Genomic DNA, 26111 nt, shown 5'->3' with positions numbered 1-26111 from the left:
GGGTATTCTAGATTTAATCTAACCATAGTGGAATTGAAACTCGGATATTTCTTGTGGAGCATATCCTTTTACATAGCGATTTAATCTAACCATAGTGGAATTGAAACGGAAGTTATGGTATCTACAAAATCAACGGCCTCATGATTTAATCTAACCATAGTGGAATTGAAACTGGGGTCAAGAAAGGATCCCACAAGCAGTTTCTGAGATTTAATCTAACCATAGTGGAATTGAAACTAAGTTCCTGACTGTCAATTCTATTTAAAAGTTCTCTGATTTAATCTAACCATAGTGGAATTGAAACTTAGATGGAGTTGTTCTTCTTTTTGGAATTCCTTTGGATTTAATCTAACCATAGTGGAATTGAAACAAAGGGGAAATAGGGGCTCATTCTATACACCTCCCAAGATTTAATCTAACCATAGTGGAATTGAAACGTAGCTATTGCAGGCATGGGCTTATTATTTACGTTTTGATTTAATCTAACCATAGTGGAATTGAAACACAAATCAAAATCCGGTTCTACATCAGACGGTATTATCGATTTAATCTAACCATAGTGGAATTGAAACATGGTGCAACGACTTGCGGATATTCTCAGTATGCTTGATTTAATCTAACCATAGTGGAATTGAAACTATCCATTTTGCACCTAACAGTGCAAACTGCACTAAGATTTAATCTAACCATAGTGGAATTGAAACAAAGTAGAATGGAATGCAACGAAAAATGTAGTTGAGATTTAATCTAACCATAGTGGAATTGAAACTGAAAAGTTTTGCCCTTTGCTCTCTTAACTCAATAACGATTTAATCTAACCATAGTGGAATTGAAACCAAGATATATCTCACACCAGAGAATATAAACGACCCGATTTAATCTAACCATAGTGGAATTGAAACTTATCTCTTTTTCATATAGAGGCAATTTAGCTGCTAAGATTTAATCTAACCATAGTGGAATTGAAACAGAAAAAAGAATGAAGTTGATGTTGACACAATAGAAGGATTTAATCTAACCATAGTGGAATTGAAACTTGTTTGAATAATCACTATATAGAACCCATGTGCCAGATTTAATCTAACCATAGTGGAATTGAAACCCCTGCCTTTGCTCCAAGAGATGCTCCGGCCAACCCGCGATTTAATCTAACCATAGTGGAATTGAAACCATCAAAGAGGCTATGTTGTTTCAGCAAAAAGTGGTGGATTTAATCTAACCATAGTGGAATTGAAACGCTCGTAACTGACCGGAAGATCAAAGATATCCTGAAGATTTAATCTAACCATAGTGGAATTGAAACGATCCTCCGTGACCTGTTTGTCAATCCGGCCAGCAAGGATTTAATCTAACCATAGTGGAATTGAAACAGAAGGCTGTCGGCAGTTTTGTTTGGGCAGCACTTTGATTTAATCTAACCATAGTGGAATTGAAACGTGTCAAATGGTTCTGTCATGGAACGTATTTTTACACCGATTTAATCTAACCATAGTGGAATTGAAACACCACTTTGTCAGGTAGCTGGCGTGCAAATGATTTTGGATTTAATCTAACCATAGTGGAATTGAAACAAGTGGCTTAATAACACGAATAGTTTATTTTCGGAAGGATTTAATCTAACCATAGTGGAATTGAAACTTTTATCCGGCGCATCATGAGCTTCCAGAAAACTTATGGATTTAATCTAACTATACTGGAATTGAAACCGATTGACAACAATTTATGTGGATTGAGGTGATAATATGGAAATAGATGAGTTAGATGTTGTAAAATTAAAGGATGGGCGTGAAGGAACTGTAGTTCATGTGTTTGACACAAAGGATTTGCCCAGAGCATATGAAATTGAATTTGATGATGGTGAGTTCGAAACAATCGAAGAAGATAAAATTAGCGAAGTAATTTGGCAATTAGATAAACACTAAACCACCCGACCGAACAAGGTTGAAGTGGGATTTAATCTAACCATAGTGGACTTGAAACAGAGATTGAGATTAGAATAGTACAGATTTCAAGTATTCTGGATCAGCATGCGGGTCTAAATATGTATGGATTAGATAAAGCTTTAGAACAAGACCCTAAGACGGTGGGGATGGATTTTTCAAGGAGGTGGAAAGTATTTTCCTGCTGGTGAAGGCGAGAGGCCTCCCGGATATGTAACGTGGGATGGGAAACTGAATTCAGCCTTTAGGCAAATTGACCTTATTATGGAACAGATGTATATTTTAAGTAATACAACTACTGCTGCATTTGGTCAATTAAAACCTGGATTAGCTGAGTCTGGTTCGGCCTTAAGAAGGCTTATGATGGCACCTCTTACCAAAGTTAATAGAGTCCGACGCTTTGATCCAGTGGTAAAGAAGGTTTTAAAACTTGCATCTGAATTGGAGGCAGCACAAGTAATGCCAAATCCAATTAAATTAGACAATATATCAATAAGTTGATGGTTTACCAGATGATGAGATGGAGATGGCTAAAATTTAATACTTTATTAGCATGAAATGGTTTAATAAGTAAAGAGACAGCATTAAAACATATATTCCAATTTGATGAAGTAGCATTAAAGGAAGAACTTATGAAAATTGTAGCTGACGTAAATGCATAAATACCGCTTATCTTTAAACCGAACATACAGCCTCCGCAGGTAAAAGGTAGTGAGGGTTAATGCCTTTTGACGAGGGAAAACACATACAACAACTTGTAGAAATACATCAAAATTTGAATGGGCTTAATAAATACCTTAAAAACTTGAATATAAATAACATAGTGAAAATTGATGAGGAAAGTGGTATATATAATTACCATCAAAGGCACAACAAATAAAAGTGTGAAAGCTTTCCCTAATGCAGTTATAGATTTGTTAAATCCCAAACAGGACAAAATAACCCAGAGAAGATTTTATGACGAAGAAGGTAATGTAAAAGTGAATATCGATTTAATGGATCACGGCCATTCCAAAGTACATTCTATTGTCCCTCATGCACATGATGGGGAGAATGGAGAAAGACAAAGGTTTTTCCCTAATCTTCCTTGTCCCTAAATACCCATCTACCCACATCTTTGTTCATATGCTCATTAAATATAGCTATATCAATTTCACTTTTCCTGTATCTCACAAAAGCTCAGCAAATATCTCCTCGTTGTGGGTATCTAAAAGTATAAATCTCATCGGCATTTCTCTTTGTTTGAAGTAAAAAATCTTTATATTTTGCTACATGTTCTCCTTTTACTTCCTTTTGCTTCCTTGGAATAGTTTTATCAAAAGTATACCCATGTGACATGATATTTCCCACGATAAAGTTCTTTTTCTTTCCTTGCTTCTAATATTAGCTCCTTTTTAATAAGACAATGTGTGTTATTCCACTCAATTTGCCTTAGCTCAGCCAACTTTTTAATTAAAACTTAAACGTTCCATAAACTGTTTCAGACAGATTTGATATAACCATAGTGGAATTGAAATGGGTTTTTTATTGCGAATAAATAATATAGACACTTTAAATTAAATAAGTTAAAATAAAAATGTATAGGAAACACTTGACAAATATTAAAGAACTATTGTATTAATTAGGCTATGAAAGTAAAGCTACAAATCTGCAATAAAAAAAGAAATTTATATTTTTTTAAAGAGAGAACATTATAGAGAGGCGTGGTTGTGATGGATAAGGAAACGATGGAGAGATATCAGGCATGGTTAAATGACCCTTCAATTTCAGAGAAGGATAAAGAAGTTTTAAGGAAAATGAATGAATCTGAAATACAGGATGCTTTTTTTAAAGACCTGGAATTTGGCACAGCAGGTATGCGGAGCGTTATGGGGCTTGGAGCAAATAGGATGAATTTCTATACTGTAGGTAAGGCAACACAAGCTTTTGCAAATTACATAAATAGGGCAGTCGAAGGAGAAAAAAGTGTTGCTATTTCTTATGATACAAGAAATTTTTCAAGGGATTTTGCAATTGAATCAGCAGAAATTCTTGCCGCAAATGGCATAAAGGTGTATTTGTTTGACGACTTTAGACCAACTCCTCTTTTATCATTTGCTGTTAGATATTTAAAGACAACAGCCGGTATAATGATTACTGCAAGTCATAATCCTCCCGAATACAATGGTTACAAGGTATATTGGTCAAATGGAGCGCAGGTGATACCGCCTCATGATGAGAGGATTATAAAAGAATATGAGGAGATAAAATCTTTTGGTGAAATAAAAAGGATACCTTTTGAGGAAGCAAAGAAAAAAGGGCTTGTTGTAATGGTAGATCAGGAAGTTGATTTGGCATATTTTGAAAAAGCACTTTCTTATTCTTTTGGAATTTTTTCAAAAGATTTAAATATTGTCTATACGCCACTGCATGGAACAGGCGTAAAGATAGTGCCACCACTGCTTGAAAAAGTGGGTTTTGATATTTACATTCAAAAAGAGCAACAGGTACCTGATGGAAATTTTCCTACAGTAAATTATCCAAATCCCGAATTTGATGAAGCCTTTAAGCTAGCTCTAGAGGATGCGAAGAGGCTTGATGCAGATATAGTGCTAGCTTCTGACCCTGATGCAGACAGGATGGGGGTATTAGTGAAGCATAAGAGAGATTATGTGAGAATAGATGGCAATCAAATGGGGATATTACTTTTGAATTTCTTGTTGGAGATGTATTCAAAAAAAGGAATGCCTAAAAATCCGGCCGTTATAGAATCTATTGTATCTTCAAAGTTGTTTGCTAAAATTGCAAAAGCCCACGGGGTTGAGGTTTCTGAAGTTTTGACTGGATTCAAGTGGATTTGCAATGAGGCTGACAGGTTAAGAGCTGAAGGCAAAACTGTATTTTTTGCCTATGAGGAAAGCTATGGATACAATATAGGTGATTTTGTTTACGATAAAGATTCTGGGACTCCAATAATGGTAACTTGTGAAATGGCAGCTTATTACAAGCAAAAAGGCATGACTTTGGTGGACGCTTTAGAAGAGATTTATAAAAAATACGGGTATTATTTTGAAGGGCAGCTTTCTCCTGTGTATGAAGGAGAAGCAGGAGTAGAAAAAATAAGGAGAATAATGAAAAGGTTGAGGAAAAATCCCATTGAAAGTCTTGCGGGATATAAACTGACAGGGATGATAGATTATTTAAAAGGACATGGGCAAATTCCTCCTTCGGATGTTTTAAAGATGGAGTTTGAGGATAGGCTTTTGGTCTATGCAAGGCCTTCAGGCACAGAGCCGAAAGTGAAGTTTTACTTTATGGTTATGAATATGGAAAGTTTAGAAGAAGCGAAATCTCTCTTAGAAAAGGCGAAAGAGGAGTTTGCAAAGACTTTGGGTTTGGAAGATTAATATTTTAAGGAGACCACAATAAGTGGTTTCTTTTTTTGTATTGATTTATTTTATGTGAATGTGTAAAATTATTACAGGATATTATGGAGAGGGCAGTGGATATGAAAGGGAAAACAGTGACTAAAATTTTAATTTTTATTTTTTTGATAGTAAGCATAATTGCTATTCCCTTAACGGCAGAAAATTTGGGTATTTCAGAAACTCTTTTAAAGGAATTTATTGTGGAAAAAAAGCCACAAAGTCTTCCTCAAGAGGATGTTCATAAAGAGGATAATTATACAAAAATAGTTATAAGTGCAGTAGGGGATTGTGCTTTAGGCTCTGATGAGTCCTATGGTAAATTTGGTACCTTTGATGAAGAGTTAAAAAAGCATAATTATGACTATGGATATTTTTTTGAAAACGTCAAAAACATTTTAGATAAGGACGATTTGACGATTGCAAATTTGGAGACAACTTTTACTACTGCAACGAAAAAAGCTAATAAGGAATATGCTTTTAAAGGAGAAGCTTCTTATGCGCGGATTTTAAAGGAAGGGAGTATAGAAGTTGTAAATTTGGCAAATAATCATACTTTTGATTATTTGAGAGAGGGTTTTGAAGATACAATAAGAGCATTAAAGAAAGAGGGAATTGAGTATTTTGGATATGGGTATAAATACGTTACTAATATAAAAGGGATAAAAGTTGGAGTGCTTGGTTATACAGGTTTTGACAATACTATGGAGACTAAAAATCAAATTAAAAAGGATATTATAGAATTGAGATCTAATGTCAATATTTTGGTTGTTAGTTTTCACTGGGGAGAGGAGAATCAGTATTATCCAAACAAAATCCAGAAGGATTTAGGCCATTTTGTAATAGATGAAGGAGTAGACCTTGTGATAGGTCATCATCCTCATGTGATACAAGGGATAGAAAAGTATAAAAATAGGTATATTGCCTATTCTCTTGGCAATTTTTCTTTTGGGGGGAATAGAAATCCTAAAGACAAAGATTCTTTGATATTTCAGCAAACCTTTATTCTTAATGATAAAGGAGAAATAATAGATATTGAAGAGGATATAATACCTGTATCTGTTTCTTCTCAAAAGGATAGAAATGATTTTAAACCAATTATTTTGGAAGGGAAAGAAAAAGAAAAAGTCTTGAAAAAGATTGAGATGTTGTCAAAGGGAATAAATTAAATAAGAAAAGAAGGATTGAAATATAAATTTTTTAGAATTTTAAAGAGTTTGAAAAATATAAAGTAGCAGAGTATAATGAAGATGTGTACATAAGTACAAAAAAGGAGGAAGAAACATGCCCAGACGATATGTAATTGTTGGTGGCGATGCTGCTGGAATGAGTGCAGCTTCTCAAATTAGAAGACAGGACTCTGAAGGAGAAATTCTTGTCTTTGAAAAGGAAGAGGTCATTTCTTATGCTCAATGTGGCCTTCCCTACTGGATAGGGGGAGTAGTAGCTGAAAGGAAAAAGCTTATTGCGCGAACAGCTGAAGAGTTTTACACTCGCTATAATATCGATGTAAAGCTTTATCATGAGGTTACACAGATTATACCTCAAAAGAAGCAGATTCGTGTATATCGCCGGGAAGAAAAAGATGAAATTACAGTGCCTTATGATGTGATTTTAATTGGGACAGGAAGTGCAGCGATTGTACCGCCATGGGAAGGTAAAAATTTGCCTGGAGTTTTTACTTTGAAGACAATGGGAGATGCGGAAAAGCTCTTGTCTTGGCTTGAAACTCATACTCCTAATAAAGCGGTGGTAATTGGTGGGGGATATATTGGTTTAGAAACAGCAGAAGCCTTACATACGAGAGGTTTTAAAGTGACTGTTTTGGATTTAGCTCCTCAGCTTATTCCGACTTTTGATGCTCCTATTGCTGAAATTGCACAGGATGCTCTTAAAAGGCATGGGGTAGAAATTCATTTAAATGAAGAAGTTGTGGGGTTAGAAGGGGATGAAAAAGGCGTACGGGCTGTTGTGACAAAAAATGGTTCTTTCCCAGCCGATTTAGTCATTATTTCTATAGGAGTTCGCCCAGTTAGTGAGCTTGCCAGAGAGGCTGGTATAGAATTAGGTCCTCGAAGTGCGATTCTTGTAAATGAACGCCTACAAACAAATATTCCAGATATTTTTGCTGCAGGGGACTGTGCTACCCATTTTCATCGCATAAAAAATGCGCCGGATTATGTGCCTTTGGGGACAACGGCTAATAAACAAGGGCGAATTGCTGGAATTAACATGGCGGGCGGAGATGCAAAATTTGCAGGTATTGTCGGTACAGCGATTGTGAAGGTTTTTGATAGGACGATTGCAAGAAGCGGTTTAGGGGAAAGGGAATGCCAAGCTTTAGGTCTTCCATATCAGACTGTTTCTATTAAGGCAAGACCTATAAGTCATTATTATCCCTGGGAAGATGAAGTTTTGACTATTCGCCTCCACTTTAATAAAGACAACCGCAAGCTTTTAGGAGGACAAATTGCAGGAGGTGCTGGGGTAGACAAGCGAATTGATGTTCTCGCTACAGCTCTTTTCCACGGTATGACTATTGATGACCTTCAGGCCTTGGACCTTGCTTATGCGCCTCCGTATAACTCGGTATGGGATCCTCTCCAACAAGCAGCGACAGTAGCACAAAGAGAAAAATAACGTTCAAAAAGGTCTTACCTATATTCATGGTAGGACCTTTTTATATGTTTTAAAAATCTCGACTTAACCAGGCATTTGGAATATTCAAGAGGTTTACAGCAACTATGTTATTACCTATAATTGAAATTGGGAATAAACTTTGGAGGTGGAGTATAAAAAAACTTGAAAATTATGTTTTTATTTTTGTAGAAGCTTTTCTTGCGGCAGTAGCATTAGAAATATTTTTAGTACCTAATAATATAATTGATGGTGGTATAACTGGTATTTCTATCATGTTAAGTTATTTGACAAAATTGCTTCTTGGAGCTTTTATTTTTCTATTAAATATTCCCTTCTTAGTTTTTGGTTATAAACAAATAGGTAAGAGTTTTGTAATTTCTACTTTTTTGCTGTTACGATTCTTTCTATCGGGGTCACTTTTTTAGAGAAAATCCCTCCTCTTACAAGTGATACTTTGCTGGCTTCTGTTTTTGGAGGTATCATTTTGGGAAGTGCTGGAATAGTTTTTACTTGGGATAGAGCCATGTATTCTCTCATTACTTATTTTATTGCTTTTAAGGTTATTGATTTGACTATAGAAGGTTTAGATGAAGCGAAAGCTGTTATGATAGTTACTGAGAAAGCAGATGAGATTGCAGAAACTATAATAGCCCGTTTAGGACGAAGTGTTACGTTTTGGAAAGGAAAGGGTGGTTATACTAAAGGAACAAAAGGAATCTTATATGCTGTAGTTAGCCGTTTGGAGACTGCTAAATTAAAAATGATTGTGAAAGAACATGACGAAGGAGCCTTTGTTACCATACATGATGTCTACGATGTTTTAGGAGGTAAATTGCAAAAGAGGTCGATTCATTAATGCTGTATACATCTTATTTTTCTAAAAAGTGATTAGACGTCTGACAAATAACAAAAAAATTGTGATATAATATAAAATTGGTTAAAGTAAATAATAAAAATACCGATAAAAATAAAGTGAGGTGTTAATGTGAAAGAGACGTTGCTGGCATTAGTTACTGGAATGATTGTAGGATTAATTTTTTCATTTTTAAAATTGCCACTCCCTGCTCCAAATGTATTACCAGGAATAGCTGGTATTATAGGAATTTACCTTGGGGGAGTATTGTTTGAATACATCCTTAAATTTATTAGTAGATAAAGTCTTGAAGTAGCAGGGTGGTGGGGTGAAAACATAATCTATAAAAGGGGGAACACATATGAGAAGCATATTTTGGCGGCTCATTATTTCATTTCTTATAGTAGCAGCCATACCGGTGGGGGCTATTTATTATTTTGCGGTTGACGATAAAGTTATGCATGTCTTTGTTACAGTAGCAAGTGTTAGTTTTGCTTTGTCATTAATTTTATCAGTAATTATTTCATTAAATATTACAAGACCTATTAAAAAATTAATTGAAGAACTTAAAAAAGCACAAGAAGGAGATTTTACAGCTAAGGTAGATTTAATGAGAAAAGATGAGATTGGTACATTACTAACGACTTTTAATAGGACGATGGAAAATGTTAGAGCAATTTTACAAGACGTCTCTACTTTTGCTCAAAGCACTAAAGATACAGCAAATGCTCTTTTTAAGTCTATTGAACAAGGGAATATGACTTTTGAACAAATTTCTAAGGCAGTGGAAGAGATTGCAAATGGAGCTTCTGAACAAGCAAAAGATACTTCTAATGCAGCCGATATGGTGCAGAATATTGGGAATAGTATTGATAATTCCGCTAAATTTTTCAAAGCCGTAGAAGAGTCTACTATAAATGCTGATAAGCTTAGTCAAAATGGCATGCACACAGTAAATTCTTTGAAAGAAAAAACTGATGTTACAAAAGAGTCAATTGATGAAGTTGTTAGTGCGATAAATGAATTGCAAGCAAATTCTCACCATATTGAAAAGATTATAGAAGTGATAACGGGAATTGCAGACCAGACCAATTTGCTTGCCTTAAATGCTGCTATTGAGGCAGCAAGAGCTGGTGAGGCAGGTCGTGGGTTTGCAGTTGTTGCAGAAGAAGTTCGAAATTTAGCAGAACAATCAAGACAAGCTGCAAGTGAAATAGCCAAGATTATAAGTGAAATAGAGCAAAAGACAGACAAGACAGTTGAAAAAGCAAATTTGGTAAAGGAAATTGCGGAGGACCAAGCACATCATGTGGAAACTACATATGCTGCTTTTAATGAGATCAAGAGTTCAATAGATACTATTACGGAAAATATACATATGTTAAATAATGCGATGATGGAACTTTCAGGGTATAAAGATGAAATAATAGGATCTATAGCAAATATTACAGCAGTGTCAGAAGAGACTGCTGCGTCCACTGAAGAAGTTGCCGCATCTACAGAAGAGCACATGAAGTTTATAAATGAGATAAAGGAAAGTTCGGAAAATCTATTAAAGTCAGTTACTGCTCTTGAAAATATATTGTCAAAATTTGTTGTCTCATTATAAAAATGAAATTAAGACAGAGCTAAAAAAGCCTGTCTTTTTATTTTTTATTGTTTACAAAATATATAAAAATTTTTGTGGACAAAGGCGAACTTTTAATATAATTTTAAAAATAAAATTCGCATTTTAATTGATTTGTGCTTTTTTTTCTGGTAATATATATTACGGGCTTTTGTTTTTCATATACTAAGTAAAAGGGGTTATCTTTATGAGAGTGTACGACGTCATTATCATTGGAGGAGGTCCTGCGGGACTTTTCACTGCCTTAGAACTAATCGATAAAAAAGATGGATTAAATATATTGCTGTTAGAAAAAGGGAAAGATATACAAAAAAGAATTTGCCCTATTAATGTCTATGGCTCAAAGTGTGCTAATTGTAAACCCTGCGCTATTACTTCTGGAATAGGGGGCGCAGGGGCATTTAGTGATGGGAAACTGACTTTGACATCAGAGTTTGGTGGGGTTTTAGATGAATACATGTCTAAGTCGCAGCTTAACGACCTTATAAATTATGTCGACAGGATATACGTAAAATTTGGAGGGACAACAGAAGTTCACGGTACAGATAGAGAAAAAATCAGAGAAATAGAAAAAAGAGCTCAAGCTGCAGATTTAAAATTGATTCCTGCAGTGATAAAACATTTAGGTACAGAAAAATGCTTTGACATTATAAAAAACATGAGAGATTATATTGGGCAAAAGGTGGAGATTAAAACAGAGACACCTGTTGCTGAGATAATTGTAGAAAATGGCAAGGCAAAAGGGGTAGTTACAGAAAAAGGAGAAAAATATTACGGGGAATATATAGTTGTTGTACCTGGAAGAGAAGGTGCTGAATGGTTCAAAAGAGAAGCTGACAGAATCGGATTGGAAACAAAAAATAACGCTGTTGATATAGGAGTGAGAGTAGAAATTCCTGCTGTTGTCATGGAAGATATAACAAAGGAAATATACGAATCGAAATTTATATATTATTCTAAGTCCTTTGATGACAGGGTAAGGACTTTTTGTATGAATCCTTATGGTAAAGTTGTGATAGAAAATAATAATGGAATTAAAACAGTAAATGGACATAGCTACAAAGATATAAAAACAGACAATACAAATTTTGCAATACTTGTTAGCAAAGAATTTACCCATCCTTTTAATAGACCCATAGAATATGGTCGTTATATAGCAGAACTTGCCAATATGTTAGGAGATGGAGTGATTGTGCAAAGATTAGGGGACTTACTAGCGGGAAGGCGTTCTACTCCAGAAAGGATTAAGAGAGGCCTTGTGGAACCAACTTTAAAAGATGCAACGCCAGGAGATTTAAGCTTGGTGTTACCTTATAGATTTTTGCAGTCAATTATTGAGATGTTGCAAGCTTTGGACAAAGTATCTCCAGGGGTATATTCTAAACATACACTTTTATACGGTGTTGAGGTAAAGTTTTATTCCTCACGAGTAAAGCTTACTGACAAATTTGAAACGCAAATTCAAAATCTATTTGCGGCGGGAGATGGAGCAGGCATTACACGGGGACTGGCACAAGCCTCTGTATCTGGCGTTGTAGTTGCAAGAGAAATATTGGAAAGAGTTAAATAAGGAAGGAGAATAATTATGTCAACATTAGTTATAGTTGGTACCCAATGGGGAGATGAAGGGAAAGGGAAAATTACTGATTATCTTGCGGAAAAGGCAGATGTAGTCGTAAGATACCAAGGAGGGAACAACGCAGGGCATACTGTTGAAAAAGAAGGTGTCCAGTATAAACTTCATTTAATTCCTTCTGGAATATTGTACTCCGAAAAAATTTGCATAATAGGTAATGGGGTAGTGGTTGACCCTGCTTCTTTGATTGAGGAAATAGAAAATTTACAAAAACAAGGAATTAGCGTGGATAATTTAAAGATAAGCGATAGAGCCCATATCGTTTTTCCTTATCACATAAAGCAAGATGAACTTGAAGAGATTTCAAAAGGGAAAAACGACTTAGGGACAACAAAAAGAGGAATTGGTCCTTGTTACATGGATAAGTCAGAAAGAATAGGGATAAGGGTTTGTGACCTTCTAAAACCCAAAGTTTTTGAAGAAAAACTTAGAAGAAATGTGGAAAAGAAAAACAAACTTTTTAAGGAGCTATATGGAGCAGAAGGATTTGACTTTGAAGAAATGTACCAAAAATACTTGGAGTATGCTGAAAAAATAAAACCCTTTGTTACTGATACAACAGTGCTTTTATACGATTTAATTAAAAGTGGCAAAAAAGTTTTATTTGAAGGAGCACAGGGGACACTTCTTGATTTAGATTTGGGTACCTATCCTTATGTTACTGCTTCCCATCCTATAGCAGGCGGTGTTACAGTGGGGGCTGGCATAGGACCCACGATGATTGATGAAGTTATGGGAGTTGTGAAGGCGTATACTACGAGGGTTGGAAAAGGCCCATTTCCTACAGAGCTTTTTGATGAAAATGGTGAATTTTTAAGAGAAAAAGGCCATGAATACGGTACTACAACGGGAAGAGCCAGAAGATGTGGCTGGCTAGATGCTGTGATTCTTAAATACTCTGTAAGAGTATCCGGCATAACACATTTTGCTTTGACAAAACTTGATACCCTGACAGGGCTTAAAAAAATAAAAATTTGTACAGGATATAAATTTAATGGCAGAATAATAACAGATTTTCCCGCAAGTCTTGAGGATTTGGCTCAATGTGAACCTGTATATGAAGAATTTGACGGGTGGGAAGAAGATATACAAGAAGCAAAAACTTTTGACGACTTACCTTATAATGCTCAAAAATATATAAGAAGAATTGAAGAATTGATAGGCATTAAAGCAGCAATAATATCTGTAGGACCAGAAAGAAATCAGACTATTGTTTTAAGGGATTTTTGATGAAGTTTCATCAAAATCCCTTTTTGTTTGTTGACTGTAACAACCTTAAATGGTATATTTTAAATATAAAGGTTTAACTAAAAGGGGGATTGCAAATTGTTTGAGTTTAAAAAGCCTACTGCTAAGGAATATTTGGGGGCATACATAATTCAAGCTTTTGAGGTTTCGCCCGACGATTCTAAGCTTGTAATGAGTGCCAATTTAAACGGTGCTTTTAATTTGTGGGCTATTGACCTTGAAACTTCCTATTATCCGTATCCATTAACGAGCATCGGGCAAAGCACTTCCTTTATTAAATTTGACCCAAAAGGGAGATATATACTTGCGGGATTTGATAAAGATGGGGATGAAAACTACAAAATATACGCATTGCCTTTAATAGGGGGAGAACTTACGCCTTTGTTTGAGGAATCTAAAGATCAGGACAAATACTATTTTTCACATTTAAATGAAAAAGGAAAACTTTTGTATTACGTTTCAAGCAAGGAAAATCCTACTTATTTGAATGGATATGTATACGATATTGAAAAAAAGCAAGAAAGAAGATTGTACGAAGGATCAGAAGGGGCTACATACCTTGCTGCAGTGTCTGACGACGACACCCGATTTGTGATAATAAAAGGTTTTGCCAACACCTATGCTGTAGCAATGGTGATGACTGAGACAGAAACTTTGCCACTTGTTCCTGATCCACAAAAAATTCACATAACCAGAAGTCCTCTTTTTGTAGACAAGGACACAATATATTTTTTGACAGACTATGAGTCTGATTTTACATATCTTGCGATGTTTTCAATAAAAGACAAAGCTTTTCGCAAAATTTTAGAAATACCCGATGTCTCTTTTGTGGAAGCAAAGTTTCACAGAGAAAGTAGCAGTATCATACTTCAAGCAGAAAAAGGTGTTGAAGACCTTTTGTATCGCTTTTATTTAGATGACCAAAGGTTAGAAAAAATACCCTTGCCAGTTTCGGTAATAGACCAATTGGAGGTTTCTAAAAAAGGCACGATATACGTATTAGGCCGAAGTGCCACAACCATTCACAACATATACAGACTGGTAGAAGGTAGAGAGTGGGAACCTATTACCCAAAATAGGTTGCCCGGTATCCCAAAAGAATTATTGGTGGAGCCAGAAGTTTTAGAATATGCAAGTTTTGATGGCAAAAGGATACAGGCATTGTTTTTTAAACCTCTAGCTGATATAGACAATGGATACACAGTTCTTTGGCCACATGGTGGACCGCAAGCTGCTGAAAGAAAGTTTTTCCGCCCATTTTTCCAACTCTTATTAGCTTATGGGTATCGCATATTTGCTCCAAATTTCAGAGGGAGCACAGGATATGGTAAAACCTTTACTCAACTAGTAGAAAGAAATTGGGGAGAAGGGCCACGAAAGGATATAATTGCAGGGATAGATTGGCTTATTGAGACAGGGAAAATTGACAAAGATAAAATATTTGTAGTTGGGGGAAGTTATGGAGGGTATATGACCCTTCTGTTACACGGAAGGCATGCAGACAAAATTAAAGCCTTTGTTGATATTTTTGGAGTCAGCAATTTAATTACCTTCGCAGAATCTGTGCCACCCCATTGGAAGCCTATGATGGAAAGAGCGTTGGGAGACCCTGTAAAAGACAAAGAACGTTTAATTAAAGATTCCCCCATCACTTATTTAGAAAACATGACAAAACCTATGTTAGTGGTGCAGGGGGCTAATGACCCTCGTGTAGTGAAAGCAGAGTCAGACCAAATTGTAGAAGCTTTAAGGTCAAAGGGTAGGGATGTAGAGTACATTGTACTACCAGATGAAGGCCATGGCTTTTCCAAAAAAGCTAATGAAATAAAGGTGTACACAGCTATTTTGGATTTTCTCGATCGCCATAAGTAAAGGGCAAAAAAATTTTTTAAAAAGCTTGACATATACTGTTGCTCTAAGTATAATATATAAATGTCAGGACAATTGGATAGCTAATAAAGGTGCTGGCGTAGCTCAATAGGCAGAGCAGCTGACTTGTAATCAGCAGGTTGAAGGTTCAAGTCCTTTCGCCAGCTCCATTTTTTTGTCAAAAGTCAAGGTTTTTAAGTACCTTGCTTTTTTATTTTAGTGTTGGTGACAACAAAATGACAACATCTGATCTTTTCGATCTGTGAAGAGCTTATTTGGTTTTTCAGCTGCTTCTCTTTGTATTTGATTTAGTATCATTTTCGGTGTTTTGGTATCTGGTGCTTCAAATATAGCTCTTACCTTCCATGTATTTTATCTTGACACTATCGGTTTGATGCTTAATAATACTAAAGGTAAATCAATTGTGGTAAGTCTTGTCACCCATAGGCACTAAAATAATTGATAGTACCAATGCTAGTGATAGGAACAGACTAAGTATTCGCTTGTTTCTAAAATTCATTCGATGGAGTAGTAACCGATGGCCTTAAACCTTAACTGGAAATTTTATATACAATGATATTATACGAGAGGTGATAATAATGCCTAAAAAAAATGAAATTTGTGTTATAGATAGATTTGAAGGAGATTGGGCGGTCATAGAATGGAAAGATAAGATTTTTAATTTCCCTCGGGAATTACTTCCTAAGGAGGTAAATGAAGGAGACGTACTGATATTTAATGTGGATGTAGATAAAAGCGAAACAGAAAAGCGCAAAAAGGCTATTGAAGATTTGGCGAAGGACCTATTTAAAGATGAATAAAGATGGATAAATGTTAAAAAGGTGCATAATTTGAAGGAGAGGTTTTAGCTATGTACAAGAAGAGATTACTGTTGCCCTTTATATTAATACTATTTGCATTTATATTGACAAATTATACAATATTTGACAATACCCTTACTCATGAAGTTCAACAGGTTTTACAGGATGAAGGAATAAAAAAACAGCACGAAGCAGTTAAAAAATCCGCAACAGACAGTTTAACAGTAAATTATATAGACGTAGGACAAGGAGACAGTATATTTATACAAACTCCATCAGGCAAGACGATGTTAATAGATGCAGGAACACCTGAAATGGGTAGCAAAGTTATAAAGTACATAAAAAGCCAGGGAATTAATAAAATTGACGTACTTATAGGTACCCATCCTCATAATGACCACATAGGAGGTATAGTGGAGATTATAAAAACCTTCAAAATAGGAAAGTTTTATATGCCTAAAGTAACCACTACAACGAGGACATTTGAAGAAGTTCTAAAGGCAGCAAAATCAAAAGGACTTTCGATAAACGTTGCAAAAACAGGAGTAGTAATTGACCTTGGAGATGGTATAATTGCAAAAATGCTTGCGCCAAATAGTTCCCATTACGAGGACTTAAATAATTATAGTGCGGTAATAAAAATTACGTATGGTAATACATCTTTTTTGTTTACAGGAGATGCTAGTGAACAATCTGAAAAGGAAATGCTAAGTAAAGGATATAATTTAAAAGCCGACGTCTTAAAAATTGGACATCATGGCAGTTCTTCATCTTCTACTTGGGCATTTTTAAAGGCAGTACATCCTAAATATGCTGTTATATCTTGCGGTAAATACAATGACTATGGTCATCCCCACAAAGAAACAATGAAAAAGCTTAGGTCATTAGGAATAATAGTATATAGAACAGATGAATGTGGGACTGTAATTGCAGTAAGTGATGGCAAAACTATAAATTTTAATGTAGAACCAGGTGATAATTTGTCGGGAAGTGAGATTAAAAGATAATTTACGATCATCCGCCGAGAACGCTTTCCAATTTACTGAGAGATGAAAGGCGGTAAAAAATGTGATAAAATAAAGTAGAGTTAAAACAGGAAGGAGGTGAGAAAAATGGAAGTAACAAGAGTTATAGTATTTCAACTTTCTCACTGCAGCAGAGAACACAGAATAATATTGAGACATTTAACATACTCAGCATCAAAACTGTGGAACGTCGCAAACTACGCTGTTCAGAACAGAGAAATATCAGTAAATCAGTTAGAAAAGTGCTTAAAGGATAATTTCTGGTATAAAAACTTGCATTCACAATCTGCACAAGCAATACTGCAAAAACTACAGATAGCTTGGAAGAATTTTTTTGATGGATATACTAAAAAGCCGAAGTATCAACCCAAAAACGGGCATATCCCTGTAAGATGGAAGAAAAATGGCATAAAAATAATTAATAGCAAAATCAGACTATCATTGTCCACACAAACAAAGCAATATTTAAAAGAAAAGTACGGTATTGAGTCCAAATATCTATGGATAGATTTACCGAAAAATCTATCGCTCAATACTGTACAGGAAATTGAAATTGTTCCAAAAACTTTGTATGGACATACTACATATTTTGTTCATATCGTTTATAAAAAAGATATACCAGAAGTCGAACCTGCAGATAAAAAAATGATGGGAATAGATTTTGGAATAAAGAATTTTGCAGCAATAGTTATAGAAGAAAATCCAGAAACATTTATTATTGATGGCGGTTATCTTATCTCAAGATTAAGATTATTAGCCAAGGAAAAAGCGAGAATCCAATCTGTAATTTCAAAACAAGGATACAAAACATCGTATAAGCTTCACAATTTAATAATCAAAGAGAAGAACTTTGTAAAAGACTACATACATAAAGTTTCAAGGTATATAATAGAACTGGCGAGGCAGAACGGAATAAGCAAAATAATAATAGGTGGAATGAGTGACGGAATGAGAGATATGGATATAGGACATAAGAATAACGAGAAACTGCACAAAATACCATTTGGTAGATTGTTTGATATGATAAAATACAAAGCTAGAGAATATGGGATAGAGGCAAAAAAAGTAGAAGAAGCATATACTTCTCAAACATGTTCTGTATGCGGTATAGTGGAGAAGAATAATCGCATATACAGAGGATTATATGTTTGCAGTAGGTGTAGGACAGTAATGAATGCCGATATAAACGGTGCAGTGAACATATTAAAGAGAGTAACCCTGAATCCGAGATTGGATAGGGGTAGAGGGTTTGGCAACCCAAAGCGAATAAGGGTAGCATAGACTATCAATCTTCGCTTAAAGAACCTCTCCACTTTAGTGGAGAGAGTGTGTCAGTTTAATACATTGCATTTATAAAGTGATATGATATAATAAAAGCATTGAAATCAGTTGAAATAAATTTTTAGGAGGATTATTATGGCTACAGTAAAACCCTTTAAGGCAATAAGGCCTGTACCAGGATTGGCAGATAAAATAGCGTCCTTGCCTTATGACGTCGTAAATACCGAAGAAGCGAGGAATTTGGCGAAAGATAATCCTTATTCATTTCTTCATGTGGATAGAGCAGAAATAGATTTAGCTCCATCTATAAATCCTTACGATGAAATAGTTTATGAAAAAGCGAGAGAAAATTTTGACAGAATGCTTAAAAAAGGACTGTTAATAAAAGATAATGAGGAGAACTGTTACATCTATAGAGAAATAATGAACGGCAGGAGTCAAGTGGGATTGGTAGCGACTGTTTCGATTGATGAGTATTTAGAAGGAATAATTAAAAAGCATGAGCTTACTCTGCCGGAGAAAGAACAGGATAGAATAAATCACATGGATTACTGTGATGCTCACACAAGTCCAGTTTTTTTAACGTACAAAGCCAATCAAGAGCTTAAAAAGTTGTTAAATAGCTGGATGGAGAGCAAAAATCCTATATATGATTTTACATCAGAGGATGAAATAAGACATACAGTATGGATTATAGATGACAAATCCTTAATAAATAAAATTACTTCTGTTTTTAAGGTAATAGACTATCTTTACATTGCAGATGGACATCATCGGGCTGCTGCTTCTGTAAAAGTAGGCTTAAAGAGGCGAGAACAAAATCCTGATTATAAAGGAGATGAGGAGTTTAACTATTTTTTAGCAGTGTTAGTGCCCCATGATGAAGCTTATATCATGCCTTATAATAGGGTGGTAAAAGATTTAAACGGCTATTCTGAAAGTGAATTTATTGAGAAGATAAAAGAGAAATTTGAAGTAGAGAAATGTAATGAAGGCCAGCCTTTCAATCCTTCGCAAAAGCACACTTTTGGCATGTATCTATCAGGGAAGTGGTACAAACTTACTGCCAAAGAAGGTACTTTTAACCCATCGGATCCGATAGAAAGTTTGGATGTGTCCATCTTACAAAAAAATCTGTTAGATCCTATTTTGGGGATAAAAGATCCGAGAACTGATAAAAGGATTGATTTTGTAGGAGGAATTAGAGGCTTAGAAGAATTAGAAAGAAGAGTTAAGGAAGACATGAAAGTGGCTTTTTCTATGCATCCGACAACAGTTGAAGATTTAATTGCTGTTGCCGATGCGAGAATGATAATGCCTCCTAAGTCTACCTGGTTTGAGCCTAAACTAAGAAGCGGATTATTTATTCATGAATTGAGCTAAAAGCACCTTTTCTTTTTTAAGGTGCTTTTTATTTTTTAAGTGAAAAAGTTCTATTATTTAAAAATTTGTACTAATATATATTGAAGGATAATTTAGGGGAGCTGGTTATATGAAAATAAAACAAAAAGCACTACTAGGTTTAGTTATAATTGTAATTATCGGCTTAGTGCTTTATCTTTTGCCTGAAGAGACTCAACTTACATCTTACACAATTGAAGCAAAATATGATGACCAAAATAAAATAATTTACGCTACTCAAACAGTAAAATACATAAATACCAATGATATCCCCTTAAAAGAAATATACTTTCATCTATATCCAAATGCTTTCAAGACACAAGAGAATTTGCCTTTTACGAAGGAAGAACTCCCTTTTGCCTATCCTAATGGTTTTCAGCCGGGATTTATAGAGATTGAAAAAGTTACTTTTGATAAAGACATTCCAGCTACTTACGAATTGGAAGAACCTAATGAGGAAATTTTAAAAATAAATTTGCCTAAAGAATTAAAAAAAGGAGAAACAATAGAAATCAATATGACCTACAAAGTACAAATTCCACCTTGTAGAAGTAGATTTGGCTATGGGAACAATACTGTACAGATAGGAAATTGGTATCCTATACTCTCTGTATATGATAAAAATGGCTGGAATAATGACCCCTACTACATTTTTGGAGATCCTTTTTATAGTGATATAGCAAATTACAAAGTGAAATTGTCAGTACCTAAAAAAATGATAGTTGCCTCTACTGGAGAGATAAAACAAGAGAAAAACTATGGAGATTCCAAAGAATTAGTTATTGAAGCACAAAAAGTAAGAGATTTTGCTATGGTTTTAAGCACGAAATTTAAGATAGCAGAGCAGCAGGTAGATGGCATAAAAGTTAAATCCTATTATTTTACAGAAGGGTATGGGGATAAAGCTCTTAAATTTGCTGTAGATGCAATTAAGTTTTACAATGATTATATTGGCAAGTATCCTTATAAACAATATTCTGTTGTACAGACTGATTTTTACATGGGAGGCATGGAATATCCTAATCTTGTAATGATATCAAAGGATTTGTATACAAAAGCTAATTTGTTTCATTTAGAATATGTAATTGCTCACGAGACTGCTCATCAGTGGTGGTATGGTGTTGTGGGGAATAATCAAATAAAAGAATCTTGGCTGGATGAGGGATTGACGGAGTACACTACAATTATGTATATAGAAAGGTATTATGGTAAGGCAACAGCTGATGAGATTTATAGACTTGTTATAGAGGGAGAATTTAATAAATTTCTAAATACCAATTCAGATATTTCGTTAGCTAAGACTTTGGCAGATTTTAAAGAGTGGAAGGAGTACACTAATATAGCTTATAACAAAGGAGCAATGGTTTTTTATAATCTGAGGAATCTGATAGGTGACGAAGAATTCAAAAAGGTGCTTCAAAATTATTATGATAAATACAAATATAAAATTGCCACTACGCAAGACCTAATTGACGTAGTGGACAGTGTTACAGGCAAAGATACAGGTGGATTTTTCCAAGAGTGGTTTTATTAAATTATCATTTTTCGCTTTAGCCTTATATCTTCACCGTAGAAATTGAGCAATTTAAAATGGCCAAATATTCGTGAATAAATTCTTTCAGGATAAATTGCCATTATTTCTGATAAAAGTAAATTTGTAGAAATAATAAATTTTTTGCCAAGTAACAATCTTGTATTTAAAATATTAAAAAATTCCTGCAAACTAAAAGCAGTTATAGATTCTGTTCCCAAATCGTCGATTATAAGGAGGTCACATTCTTTTAATAATTCCAAATATTCATTATAGCTACTGCTATCAGCATTAAGCTTGTTTATTCTCAAACCTTCAATTAAATCTGGTGCTGTGCGATATATCACACTTTTACCTCTATCTAATAATTCCTTTGCTATACAATTAGCAAGAAAGGTTTTACCAAGACCTGAGTCACCATAGAAAAAAAGGCTTTCAGCGGTAGTATCAAAATTTTTTATAAAATTAAGAGAAAACTCTACAATATTTTTCATGTTGCTTCTTGGGGAAGGCTTATCACCATAGGGTTTGTCTGAATAATATTCGAAATTAAAATTAGAGAAATTTTCTTTTTTAAGTATTTCGGCTATACTTGATTGTTTATAATAAATATTTATAAGTTTTTGGTCAAAACATTTACATCGCTTTCTATTTACATATCCTGTATCTTTGCATATGTTGCATTCGTATTTAGGTTCTAGATAATCTTCAGGGTATCCATTAGATTCTAAGAGATAAGCCTTCTTCTTTTTTAAATTATTTAACCTCTCTTTTAAAAGATTTAAAAGTTCTCTTCCATTTTCAGGTTCTTTAAAAATTGATTGAGTTATTTCGATTCCTACCTTCTTAATCTCTTCCTCAATTTTTTCAAGTTCAGGAATTTCTTTATAAAGTTTGTTTTTACGATTGAGGGCATCTTTTAAAGCCTTATCTCTTTTCATTTCATATTCTTTAAGGATTTCATGGATGATGTTTTCATTCATTTAATTCACCCCTTGAATGGGCTAAAAGCTTTTTCTCCAAATCTTCTATGTCGTAACTTCTCTGAGAGTAGCTGTTGAAGTAGTTTTTAGGAGCTTTAAAACCTGAGGTAACAGGAGTTTTTTTCTTTGTAGAGGACTTTTTATTTTCTAAATCTTCTACTGTTCTTATACCTTCATTAAACCAGTTGATCAATATTTTATTTATATAAGGGAAACTGGGTTCATTCAATTTAAGAGTACATTCGTTGCAAGCTTTTATTATCACATCTACATCAAAACCTAAATCGTCCATCCAGCGGTCCATCATCTCTTTGTGGGATTCCATTAATTCATCCTCTTTAAGACCCAAAGCATTTAAAATCCTTCTATAATTTTGCCATCTTTTGTTTTCTGCTTTTAAGTATTCTTCTACATCTAATGCGGTTTTAAGACCTGCGTCATGCCAGGCTATTGCTACCTTTTCCATATATCTTAAAGAAGTTTTGTTTTTAGAAGCGCAATAACTTACTAACATCGTTATTATTTCCAAGGAAAAGCCGTATTCATCTATCCAGCTTAAATATGTTTCCATTTCTGTAGAGGTTAAAGGCCTTCCCAAAGTCAATTCAATTGCTTCAAACATTTGTTTTACTTGAGGGTCCTGTAAGGACACGCTGTGATTTAAGGTTGGTTGTGGGATAACTGGGAGATATTCAACTGTGTATTCACCATCTATGTATTTTAATTTAACTAGGCCTGATTTTTCCCAATACTTCAAAGCTCTGTCAATTTCTATATCTGACATAAATAATTTATCTGCCAGAGTTTTTAAAGATATTTCGTTGCCATAATAGCAATATTTCAATCCCAAAATATATACTTTGACATATTCGCCTGGGGCATCCAACATGAAATGATTTATAAAATAATTGCTGATGGGAGTACTTCCCCAATCGTCATTTTCGTTTAAAAATCTAAAAACGCTCATCCTCCCCACCTCGAATATATTATAACACAGCGAAATAGCCTCTTCAATTGAAAAGAATTTAACATAATTATCGGAATATTTGAGTATATTGTTAAATTAAATAAGTATATATAGGAATATTAGTTTGAAGTATAACATACAATATAGAAAGATGCTAAAAATTTCATTAATTAAAATTTGGTTTTACAAAAAAGTATGGTATAATTAAAAAAGATTAACAGAAGAAAGGAGAATACTATGGGGAAGGTGGGGGATAAAAGCTATAAGTTTTTTCTTGGTTTATTAAAGACTTACAAGAACAATATTATAGCTTTTGTGGTAGCACTGTCCATAGGTCTTTCTTTTATTGTATATGAAGAAGGATTTGCCTACAAGATAACAGTAGATGGTGAAACTATTGGAATTACCAAGAATATAGATGAGGTAAAAAGTTTTATAGAAGAATTACATAAAAAAGAAAAGCAAAAGACAGGAACGGATATAGTTTTAAATCAGCAAATAAAATTTGAAAGGGTAAGAGTATCAAATAAAGAGTTGACAGATGTACATAAAATTTATGCTAATTTGGAAAATGCTATGAGTTTTAGCTGCAAAGCTGCTGCCATAATAGTAGATGGCAAGTTTGTGACTGCGTTAAAAAATGAAGAAGAGGCAAATAAGGTTCTTGAAATGTTAAAGAATAAATACGCAAGGGATTCTGATAGAACATATTTTAAAGAGGATGTCAAAATTGAAGAAAAGTACATACCTCCAAAATATTTAGTAAGCTTTGAGGAAGCGTTAAAAATATTGCAACAACCTGTAAAAAAAGCTGTTACATACACTGTAAAAGAAAACGATAGTTTGTGGTCTATTGCAAGAGCTCACGACATGTACATTGATGATATTTTAAAATTAAATCCTGGCCTTACAGAAAATTTAAAACCAGGACAAGTAATATATTTATCTTCTGCTGTACCTAATGTCACGGTTGTTACTGAAAAGAGAATAGTTTACAAAGAGAAAATACCTTTTGAGACAAAGCTTACTAAAGATGACAAATTGTATACCAATCAGTCTAAAGTGTTAGTAGAAGGTAAAAAAGGCTTGAAAGAGGTAACTGCTGTTGTTGTAAGTTACAATGGCGTTGAGGTTTCAAAAGAGGTAAAGAGTGAAAATATACTTGAAAAGCCTATCAACAAAATAGTTGCTGTAGGTTCGAAAAGAATATCTTATATTGCTACAGGGTCCTTTAATTATCCTGCGAGAGGTACTATCACTTCAAGATTTGGACAAAGGTGGGGGAGACTTCACACAGGAGTTGATATAGCGGCACCACAAGGTTCGCCTATTTATGCTGCAGATGGAGGTACTGTTATATTTTCAGGTTGGGAAAGTGGCTATGGATATTTAGTGAAAATTGACCATCACAATGGTTATGTTACTTATTACGGACACGCTAGTAAACTCCTTGTTAAGAAAGGCGATAAAGTGGCGAAAGGACAAAAAATTGCTTTGGTAGGTTCGACAGGTCGTGCAACAGGCTCTCATCTCCACTTTGAAGTTAGAAAAAATGGCGTTCCAGTTAATCCTTTGCCCTATTTAAATAGATGAAATTATCGAGCCCTATGGAGGGAGCTTTAGCTTGTTGACAAAGTTAAAAAAATTTTTAAAATAGGATATTTTGCATCGTCACTCTGGTGTTCCAAAGCGACAAAACTAAGGCTCGACCTTCGGGCTCCGGCAGGGTATCGGGCACATTCGACCTCTTTGTCTTAGTGCCCGCCTTCGCCATCCATGGCTTCGGCCCTGCCTCCACCCTTGGTCTTGCTAAGTTTTGTTGTCGCTTTGTCACAAGTCGTTCCTTATGCAAAATATCCTATTTCCGAAAGTTTGTCTACAGTCTGAAGCCCTATGGAGGGCTTTTTATTTTTGTAGGGTTGCTACAAGTATTTATGAATGTTATAATACAGTTGTAATTATATTTGTCAAAAAAAAACTGTATCGCTTCATACATATAAAAGCCTCTACATATAAATTACATACGGGGTTTTAAATGTATGTGAGGTGATACAGGGTGAAAAAGAAAATTATTGTTTTTGCTATTGTACTTATTTTGTTCATTTCTCTTTATTATGCTAACAAAATTATGGTGGCTTCCTATCCTTATGTGAGAGAAATAAAAGAAAATAGTTTAACAGATAATGTAAAAGATTACAAAACAACACAAAGTGAGCACTTTATAGTGCGATATACCATGCCAGATGAAAAATACGTTTCTCTTGTTTTAGAAATTGCAGAAAAACATTATGATAGTGTTACTAAAGATTTAGATTACAAACCACTTGGTAAAACCGTCATTATAATGTACCATGACCCTGAAAAAATGAACACAGATTTTTCACTAGCAAAAGGGGATACTGCGATGGGGCTTTATTTAAATGGAGTCATAAGCATAGTATCACCTGAACTGTGGATTAGTCCTACAGAAGACCTAGAAAAAGTCTTTGAGCATGACGGACCGATTGTACACGAATTTGCCCACCTTGTTGTAGATGATATTGCGAGAGGCAATTACCCCGTATGGTTTACAGAAGGTATAGCCCTTTTGGAAGAATATCGAGAAAACGGTTTTGTCTGGGGTGAAGGTGTAACAGGTGATAAACCCTATTCCCTCAAAGAGTTGACTTATAACTTTAACCAATTAGATGAGACATTGGCCTATAAAAGGTCTTTTGAAATAGTAAAAGCCATAAGTGATAAATATGGGATGCAAAGCATAAGAGATATTTTAAAATATTTGGGGAGAGGGTTAAGTTTAAGTGAGAGTTTTTATAAAGTTACAGGACAAGATTTAGAGAAATTTATAGATTCAGTGAAATAAAGCAAGGAGAGTGTTGCTCTTC

23 protein-coding genes, 1 tRNA gene and 1 CRISPR repeat array are annotated in these 26111 nt (G+C 34.5%); of the genes, 21 read left to right on the top strand and 3 right to left on the bottom strand.

Annotated elements, in window-relative coordinates; genetic code table 11:
• Positions 1–10 precede the first annotated feature (10 nt).
• Positions 11–1706: direct repeats of the CRISPR family, unit length 30 nt; unit sequence GATTTAATCTAACCATAGTGGAATTGAAAC.
• Between the two features lie 36 nt (positions 1707–1742).
• From M663_RS0108890 to M663_RS0108880, 3 genes are all read left to right on the top strand, one after another.
• The gene (locus M663_RS0108890; protein WP_029688662.1) at positions 1743–1922 is read left to right on the top strand and encodes a hypothetical protein; all 180 of its coding nucleotides are present in this window, start codon (positions 1743–1745) and stop codon (positions 1920–1922) included.
• A gap of 282 nt (positions 1923–2204) precedes the next feature.
• The gene (locus tag M663_RS15465) at positions 2205–2441 is read left to right on the top strand and encodes a hypothetical protein (protein WP_273702679.1); all 237 of its coding nucleotides are present in this window, start codon (positions 2205–2207) and stop codon (positions 2439–2441) included.
• A 332-nt stretch (positions 2442–2773) separates the two neighbouring features.
• Complete coding sequence (locus M663_RS0108880; protein ID WP_029688661.1) at positions 2774–3037, top strand: hypothetical protein; 264 nt, start codon at positions 2774–2776, stop codon at positions 3035–3037.
• An 82-nt stretch (positions 3038–3119) separates the two neighbouring features.
• On the opposite strand, the gene M663_RS15460 is transcribed toward M663_RS0108880, so the two are convergent.
• A complete protein-coding gene (locus M663_RS15460) occupies positions 3120–3278 on the bottom strand; it encodes a hypothetical protein (protein WP_273702678.1) in 159 nt (52 codons plus the stop codon).
• A gap of 365 nt (positions 3279–3643) precedes the next feature.
• Here M663_RS15460 and M663_RS0108870 point away from each other — a divergent pair, with 365 nt between their 5' ends.
• The 16 genes from M663_RS0108870 (at position 3644) to M663_RS0108800 (ending at position 21279) form a co-directional block, all read left to right on the top strand.
• On the top strand, positions 3644–5326 hold the full coding sequence (locus M663_RS0108870) for a phospho-sugar mutase (RefSeq protein ID WP_337954499.1): 1683 nt from the start codon (positions 3644–3646) through the stop codon (positions 5324–5326).
• 101 nt (positions 5327–5427) lie between these two features.
• Complete coding sequence (locus M663_RS0108865) at positions 5428–6513, top strand: CapA family protein (protein WP_029688659.1); 1086 nt, start codon at positions 5428–5430, stop codon at positions 6511–6513.
• A gap of 115 nt (positions 6514–6628) precedes the next feature.
• The gene (locus M663_RS0108860; RefSeq protein ID WP_029688658.1) at positions 6629–7984 is read left to right on the top strand and encodes an FAD-dependent oxidoreductase; all 1356 of its coding nucleotides are present in this window, start codon (positions 6629–6631) and stop codon (positions 7982–7984) included.
• A gap of 104 nt (positions 7985–8088) precedes the next feature.
• Positions 8089–8409 (top strand): YitT family protein, encoded by a 321-nt coding sequence (locus M663_RS15455; RefSeq protein ID WP_273702677.1) that lies wholly within the window; start codon positions 8089–8091, stop codon positions 8407–8409.
• A gap of 59 nt (positions 8410–8468) precedes the next feature.
• Positions 8469–8840: a DUF2179 domain-containing protein gene (locus tag M663_RS15450; protein WP_273702676.1), complete on the top strand. Its 372-nt coding sequence runs from the start codon at positions 8469–8471 to the stop codon at positions 8838–8840.
• A gap of 129 nt (positions 8841–8969) precedes the next feature.
• The gene (locus tag M663_RS14695) at positions 8970–9140 is read left to right on the top strand and encodes a DUF1427 family protein (protein ID WP_042805268.1); all 171 of its coding nucleotides are present in this window, start codon (positions 8970–8972) and stop codon (positions 9138–9140) included.
• A gap of 58 nt (positions 9141–9198) precedes the next feature.
• Positions 9199–10446, top strand: a complete 1248-nt coding sequence (locus M663_RS0108845) for a HAMP domain-containing methyl-accepting chemotaxis protein (RefSeq protein ID WP_029688657.1) — start codon at positions 9199–9201, stop codon at positions 10444–10446.
• Positions 10447–10651: 205 nt separating this feature from the next.
• Complete coding sequence (locus tag M663_RS0108840) at positions 10652–12034, top strand: NAD(P)/FAD-dependent oxidoreductase (protein WP_009052092.1); 1383 nt, start codon at positions 10652–10654, stop codon at positions 12032–12034.
• A gap of 15 nt (positions 12035–12049) precedes the next feature.
• Entirely contained in the window at positions 12050–13330 is a 1281-nt protein-coding gene (locus M663_RS0108835) for an adenylosuccinate synthase (RefSeq protein WP_029688656.1), read from the top strand.
• A gap of 96 nt (positions 13331–13426) precedes the next feature.
• Positions 13427–15220 carry a S9 family peptidase gene (locus M663_RS0108830; protein ID WP_029688655.1) on the top strand — a complete coding sequence of 598 codons (1794 nt, stop codon included), beginning with the start codon at positions 13427–13429 and terminating at the stop codon, positions 15218–15220.
• A gap of 91 nt (positions 15221–15311) precedes the next feature.
• Positions 15312–15387 (top strand) — tRNA-Thr (locus tag M663_RS0108825).
• Positions 15388–15816: 429 nt separating this feature from the next.
• Positions 15817–16038 (top strand): DUF3006 domain-containing protein, encoded by a 222-nt coding sequence (locus tag M663_RS0108820; protein WP_009052095.1) that lies wholly within the window; start codon positions 15817–15819, stop codon positions 16036–16038.
• 50 nt (positions 16039–16088) lie between these two features.
• A complete protein-coding gene (locus tag M663_RS0108815) occupies positions 16089–17045 on the top strand; it encodes an MBL fold metallo-hydrolase (protein WP_003867862.1) in 957 nt (318 codons plus the stop codon).
• A 105-nt stretch (positions 17046–17150) separates the two neighbouring features.
• On the top strand, positions 17151–18344 hold the full coding sequence (locus M663_RS0108810) for an RNA-guided endonuclease TnpB family protein (RefSeq protein WP_003867863.1): 1194 nt from the start codon (positions 17151–17153) through the stop codon (positions 18342–18344).
• A gap of 135 nt (positions 18345–18479) precedes the next feature.
• Complete coding sequence (locus M663_RS0108805; RefSeq protein WP_029688654.1) at positions 18480–19727, top strand: DUF1015 family protein; 1248 nt, start codon at positions 18480–18482, stop codon at positions 19725–19727.
• 109 nt (positions 19728–19836) lie between these two features.
• Entirely contained in the window at positions 19837–21279 is a 1443-nt protein-coding gene (locus M663_RS0108800; RefSeq protein ID WP_009052096.1) for a M1 family aminopeptidase, read from the top strand.
• Here the strand turns inward: M663_RS0108800 and M663_RS0108795 are convergent.
• On the bottom strand, positions 21276–22259 hold the full coding sequence (locus M663_RS0108795; protein WP_029688653.1) for an ATP-binding protein: 984 nt from the start codon (positions 22257–22259) through the stop codon (positions 21276–21278). The two genes, M663_RS0108800 and M663_RS0108795, sit on opposite strands and share 4 nt — an antisense overlap.
• Positions 22252–23226 carry a DnaD domain protein gene (locus M663_RS0108790; protein WP_003867867.1) on the bottom strand — a complete coding sequence of 325 codons (975 nt, stop codon included), beginning with the start codon at positions 23224–23226 and terminating at the stop codon, positions 22252–22254. Before M663_RS0108790 ends, M663_RS0108795 begins: the two co-directional genes overlap by 8 nt.
• 237 nt (positions 23227–23463) lie before the next feature.
• On the opposite strand from M663_RS0108790, the gene M663_RS0108785 reads away from it, so the two are divergent.
• Together M663_RS0108785 and M663_RS0108780 are read left to right on the top strand one after the other, a co-directional pair.
• Complete coding sequence (locus tag M663_RS0108785; protein ID WP_029688652.1) at positions 23464–24819, top strand: peptidoglycan DD-metalloendopeptidase family protein; 1356 nt, start codon at positions 23464–23466, stop codon at positions 24817–24819.
• A gap of 463 nt (positions 24820–25282) precedes the next feature.
• Positions 25283–26089 (top strand): peptidase MA family metallohydrolase, encoded by an 807-nt coding sequence (locus M663_RS0108780; RefSeq protein WP_029688651.1) that lies wholly within the window; start codon positions 25283–25285, stop codon positions 26087–26089.
• The last annotated feature ends 22 nt before the right edge of the window (positions 26090–26111 follow it).

It is taken from the genome of Thermoanaerobacter sp. A7A (assembly GCF_000445185.1).
In the GTDB taxonomy this organism is placed as follows: Bacteria; Bacillota; Thermoanaerobacteria; order Thermoanaerobacterales; family Thermoanaerobacteraceae; genus Thermoanaerobacter.
Note: the sequence above shows the minus strand (reverse complement) of the source record. Positions and strands in the feature narration are given on the sequence as shown.

Coding starts and splice junctions, on each gene's coding strand:
- M663_RS0108805 (WP_029688654.1), top strand. CDS start 18,480: ATGGCTACAGTAAAACCCTTTAAGGCAATAAGGCCTGTACCAGGATTG.
- M663_RS0108795 (WP_029688653.1), bottom strand. CDS start 22,259: ATGAATGAAAACATCATCCATGAAATCCTTAAAGAATATGAAATGAAA.
- M663_RS0108820 (WP_009052095.1), top strand. CDS start 15,817: ATGCCTAAAAAAAATGAAATTTGTGTTATAGATAGATTTGAAGGAGAT.
- M663_RS15465 (WP_273702679.1), top strand. CDS start 2,205: ATGGAACAGATGTATATTTTAAGTAATACAACTACTGCTGCATTTGGT.
- M663_RS15455 (WP_273702677.1), top strand. CDS start 8,089: ATGTTATTACCTATAATTGAAATTGGGAATAAACTTTGGAGGTGGAGT.
- M663_RS0108790 (WP_003867867.1), bottom strand. CDS start 23,226: ATGAGCGTTTTTAGATTTTTAAACGAAAATGACGATTGGGGAAGTACT.
- M663_RS0108890 (WP_029688662.1), top strand. CDS start 1,743: ATGGAAATAGATGAGTTAGATGTTGTAAAATTAAAGGATGGGCGTGAA.
- M663_RS0108865 (WP_029688659.1), top strand. CDS start 5,428: ATGAAAGGGAAAACAGTGACTAAAATTTTAATTTTTATTTTTTTGATA.
- M663_RS0108845 (WP_029688657.1), top strand. CDS start 9,199: ATGAGAAGCATATTTTGGCGGCTCATTATTTCATTTCTTATAGTAGCA.
- M663_RS0108815 (WP_003867862.1), top strand. CDS start 16,089: ATGTACAAGAAGAGATTACTGTTGCCCTTTATATTAATACTATTTGCA.
- M663_RS0108785 (WP_029688652.1), top strand. CDS start 23,464: ATGGGGAAGGTGGGGGATAAAAGCTATAAGTTTTTTCTTGGTTTATTA.
- M663_RS0108880 (WP_029688661.1), top strand. CDS start 2,774: ATGAGGAAAGTGGTATATATAATTACCATCAAAGGCACAACAAATAAA.
- M663_RS15460 (WP_273702678.1), bottom strand. CDS start 3,278: ATGTCACATGGGTATACTTTTGATAAAACTATTCCAAGGAAGCAAAAG.
- M663_RS0108835 (WP_029688656.1), top strand. CDS start 12,050: ATGTCAACATTAGTTATAGTTGGTACCCAATGGGGAGATGAAGGGAAA.
- M663_RS0108840 (WP_009052092.1), top strand. CDS start 10,652: ATGAGAGTGTACGACGTCATTATCATTGGAGGAGGTCCTGCGGGACTT.
- M663_RS0108860 (WP_029688658.1), top strand. CDS start 6,629: ATGCCCAGACGATATGTAATTGTTGGTGGCGATGCTGCTGGAATGAGT.
- M663_RS0108800 (WP_009052096.1), top strand. CDS start 19,837: ATGAAAATAAAACAAAAAGCACTACTAGGTTTAGTTATAATTGTAATT.
- M663_RS0108810 (WP_003867863.1), top strand. CDS start 17,151: ATGGAAGTAACAAGAGTTATAGTATTTCAACTTTCTCACTGCAGCAGA.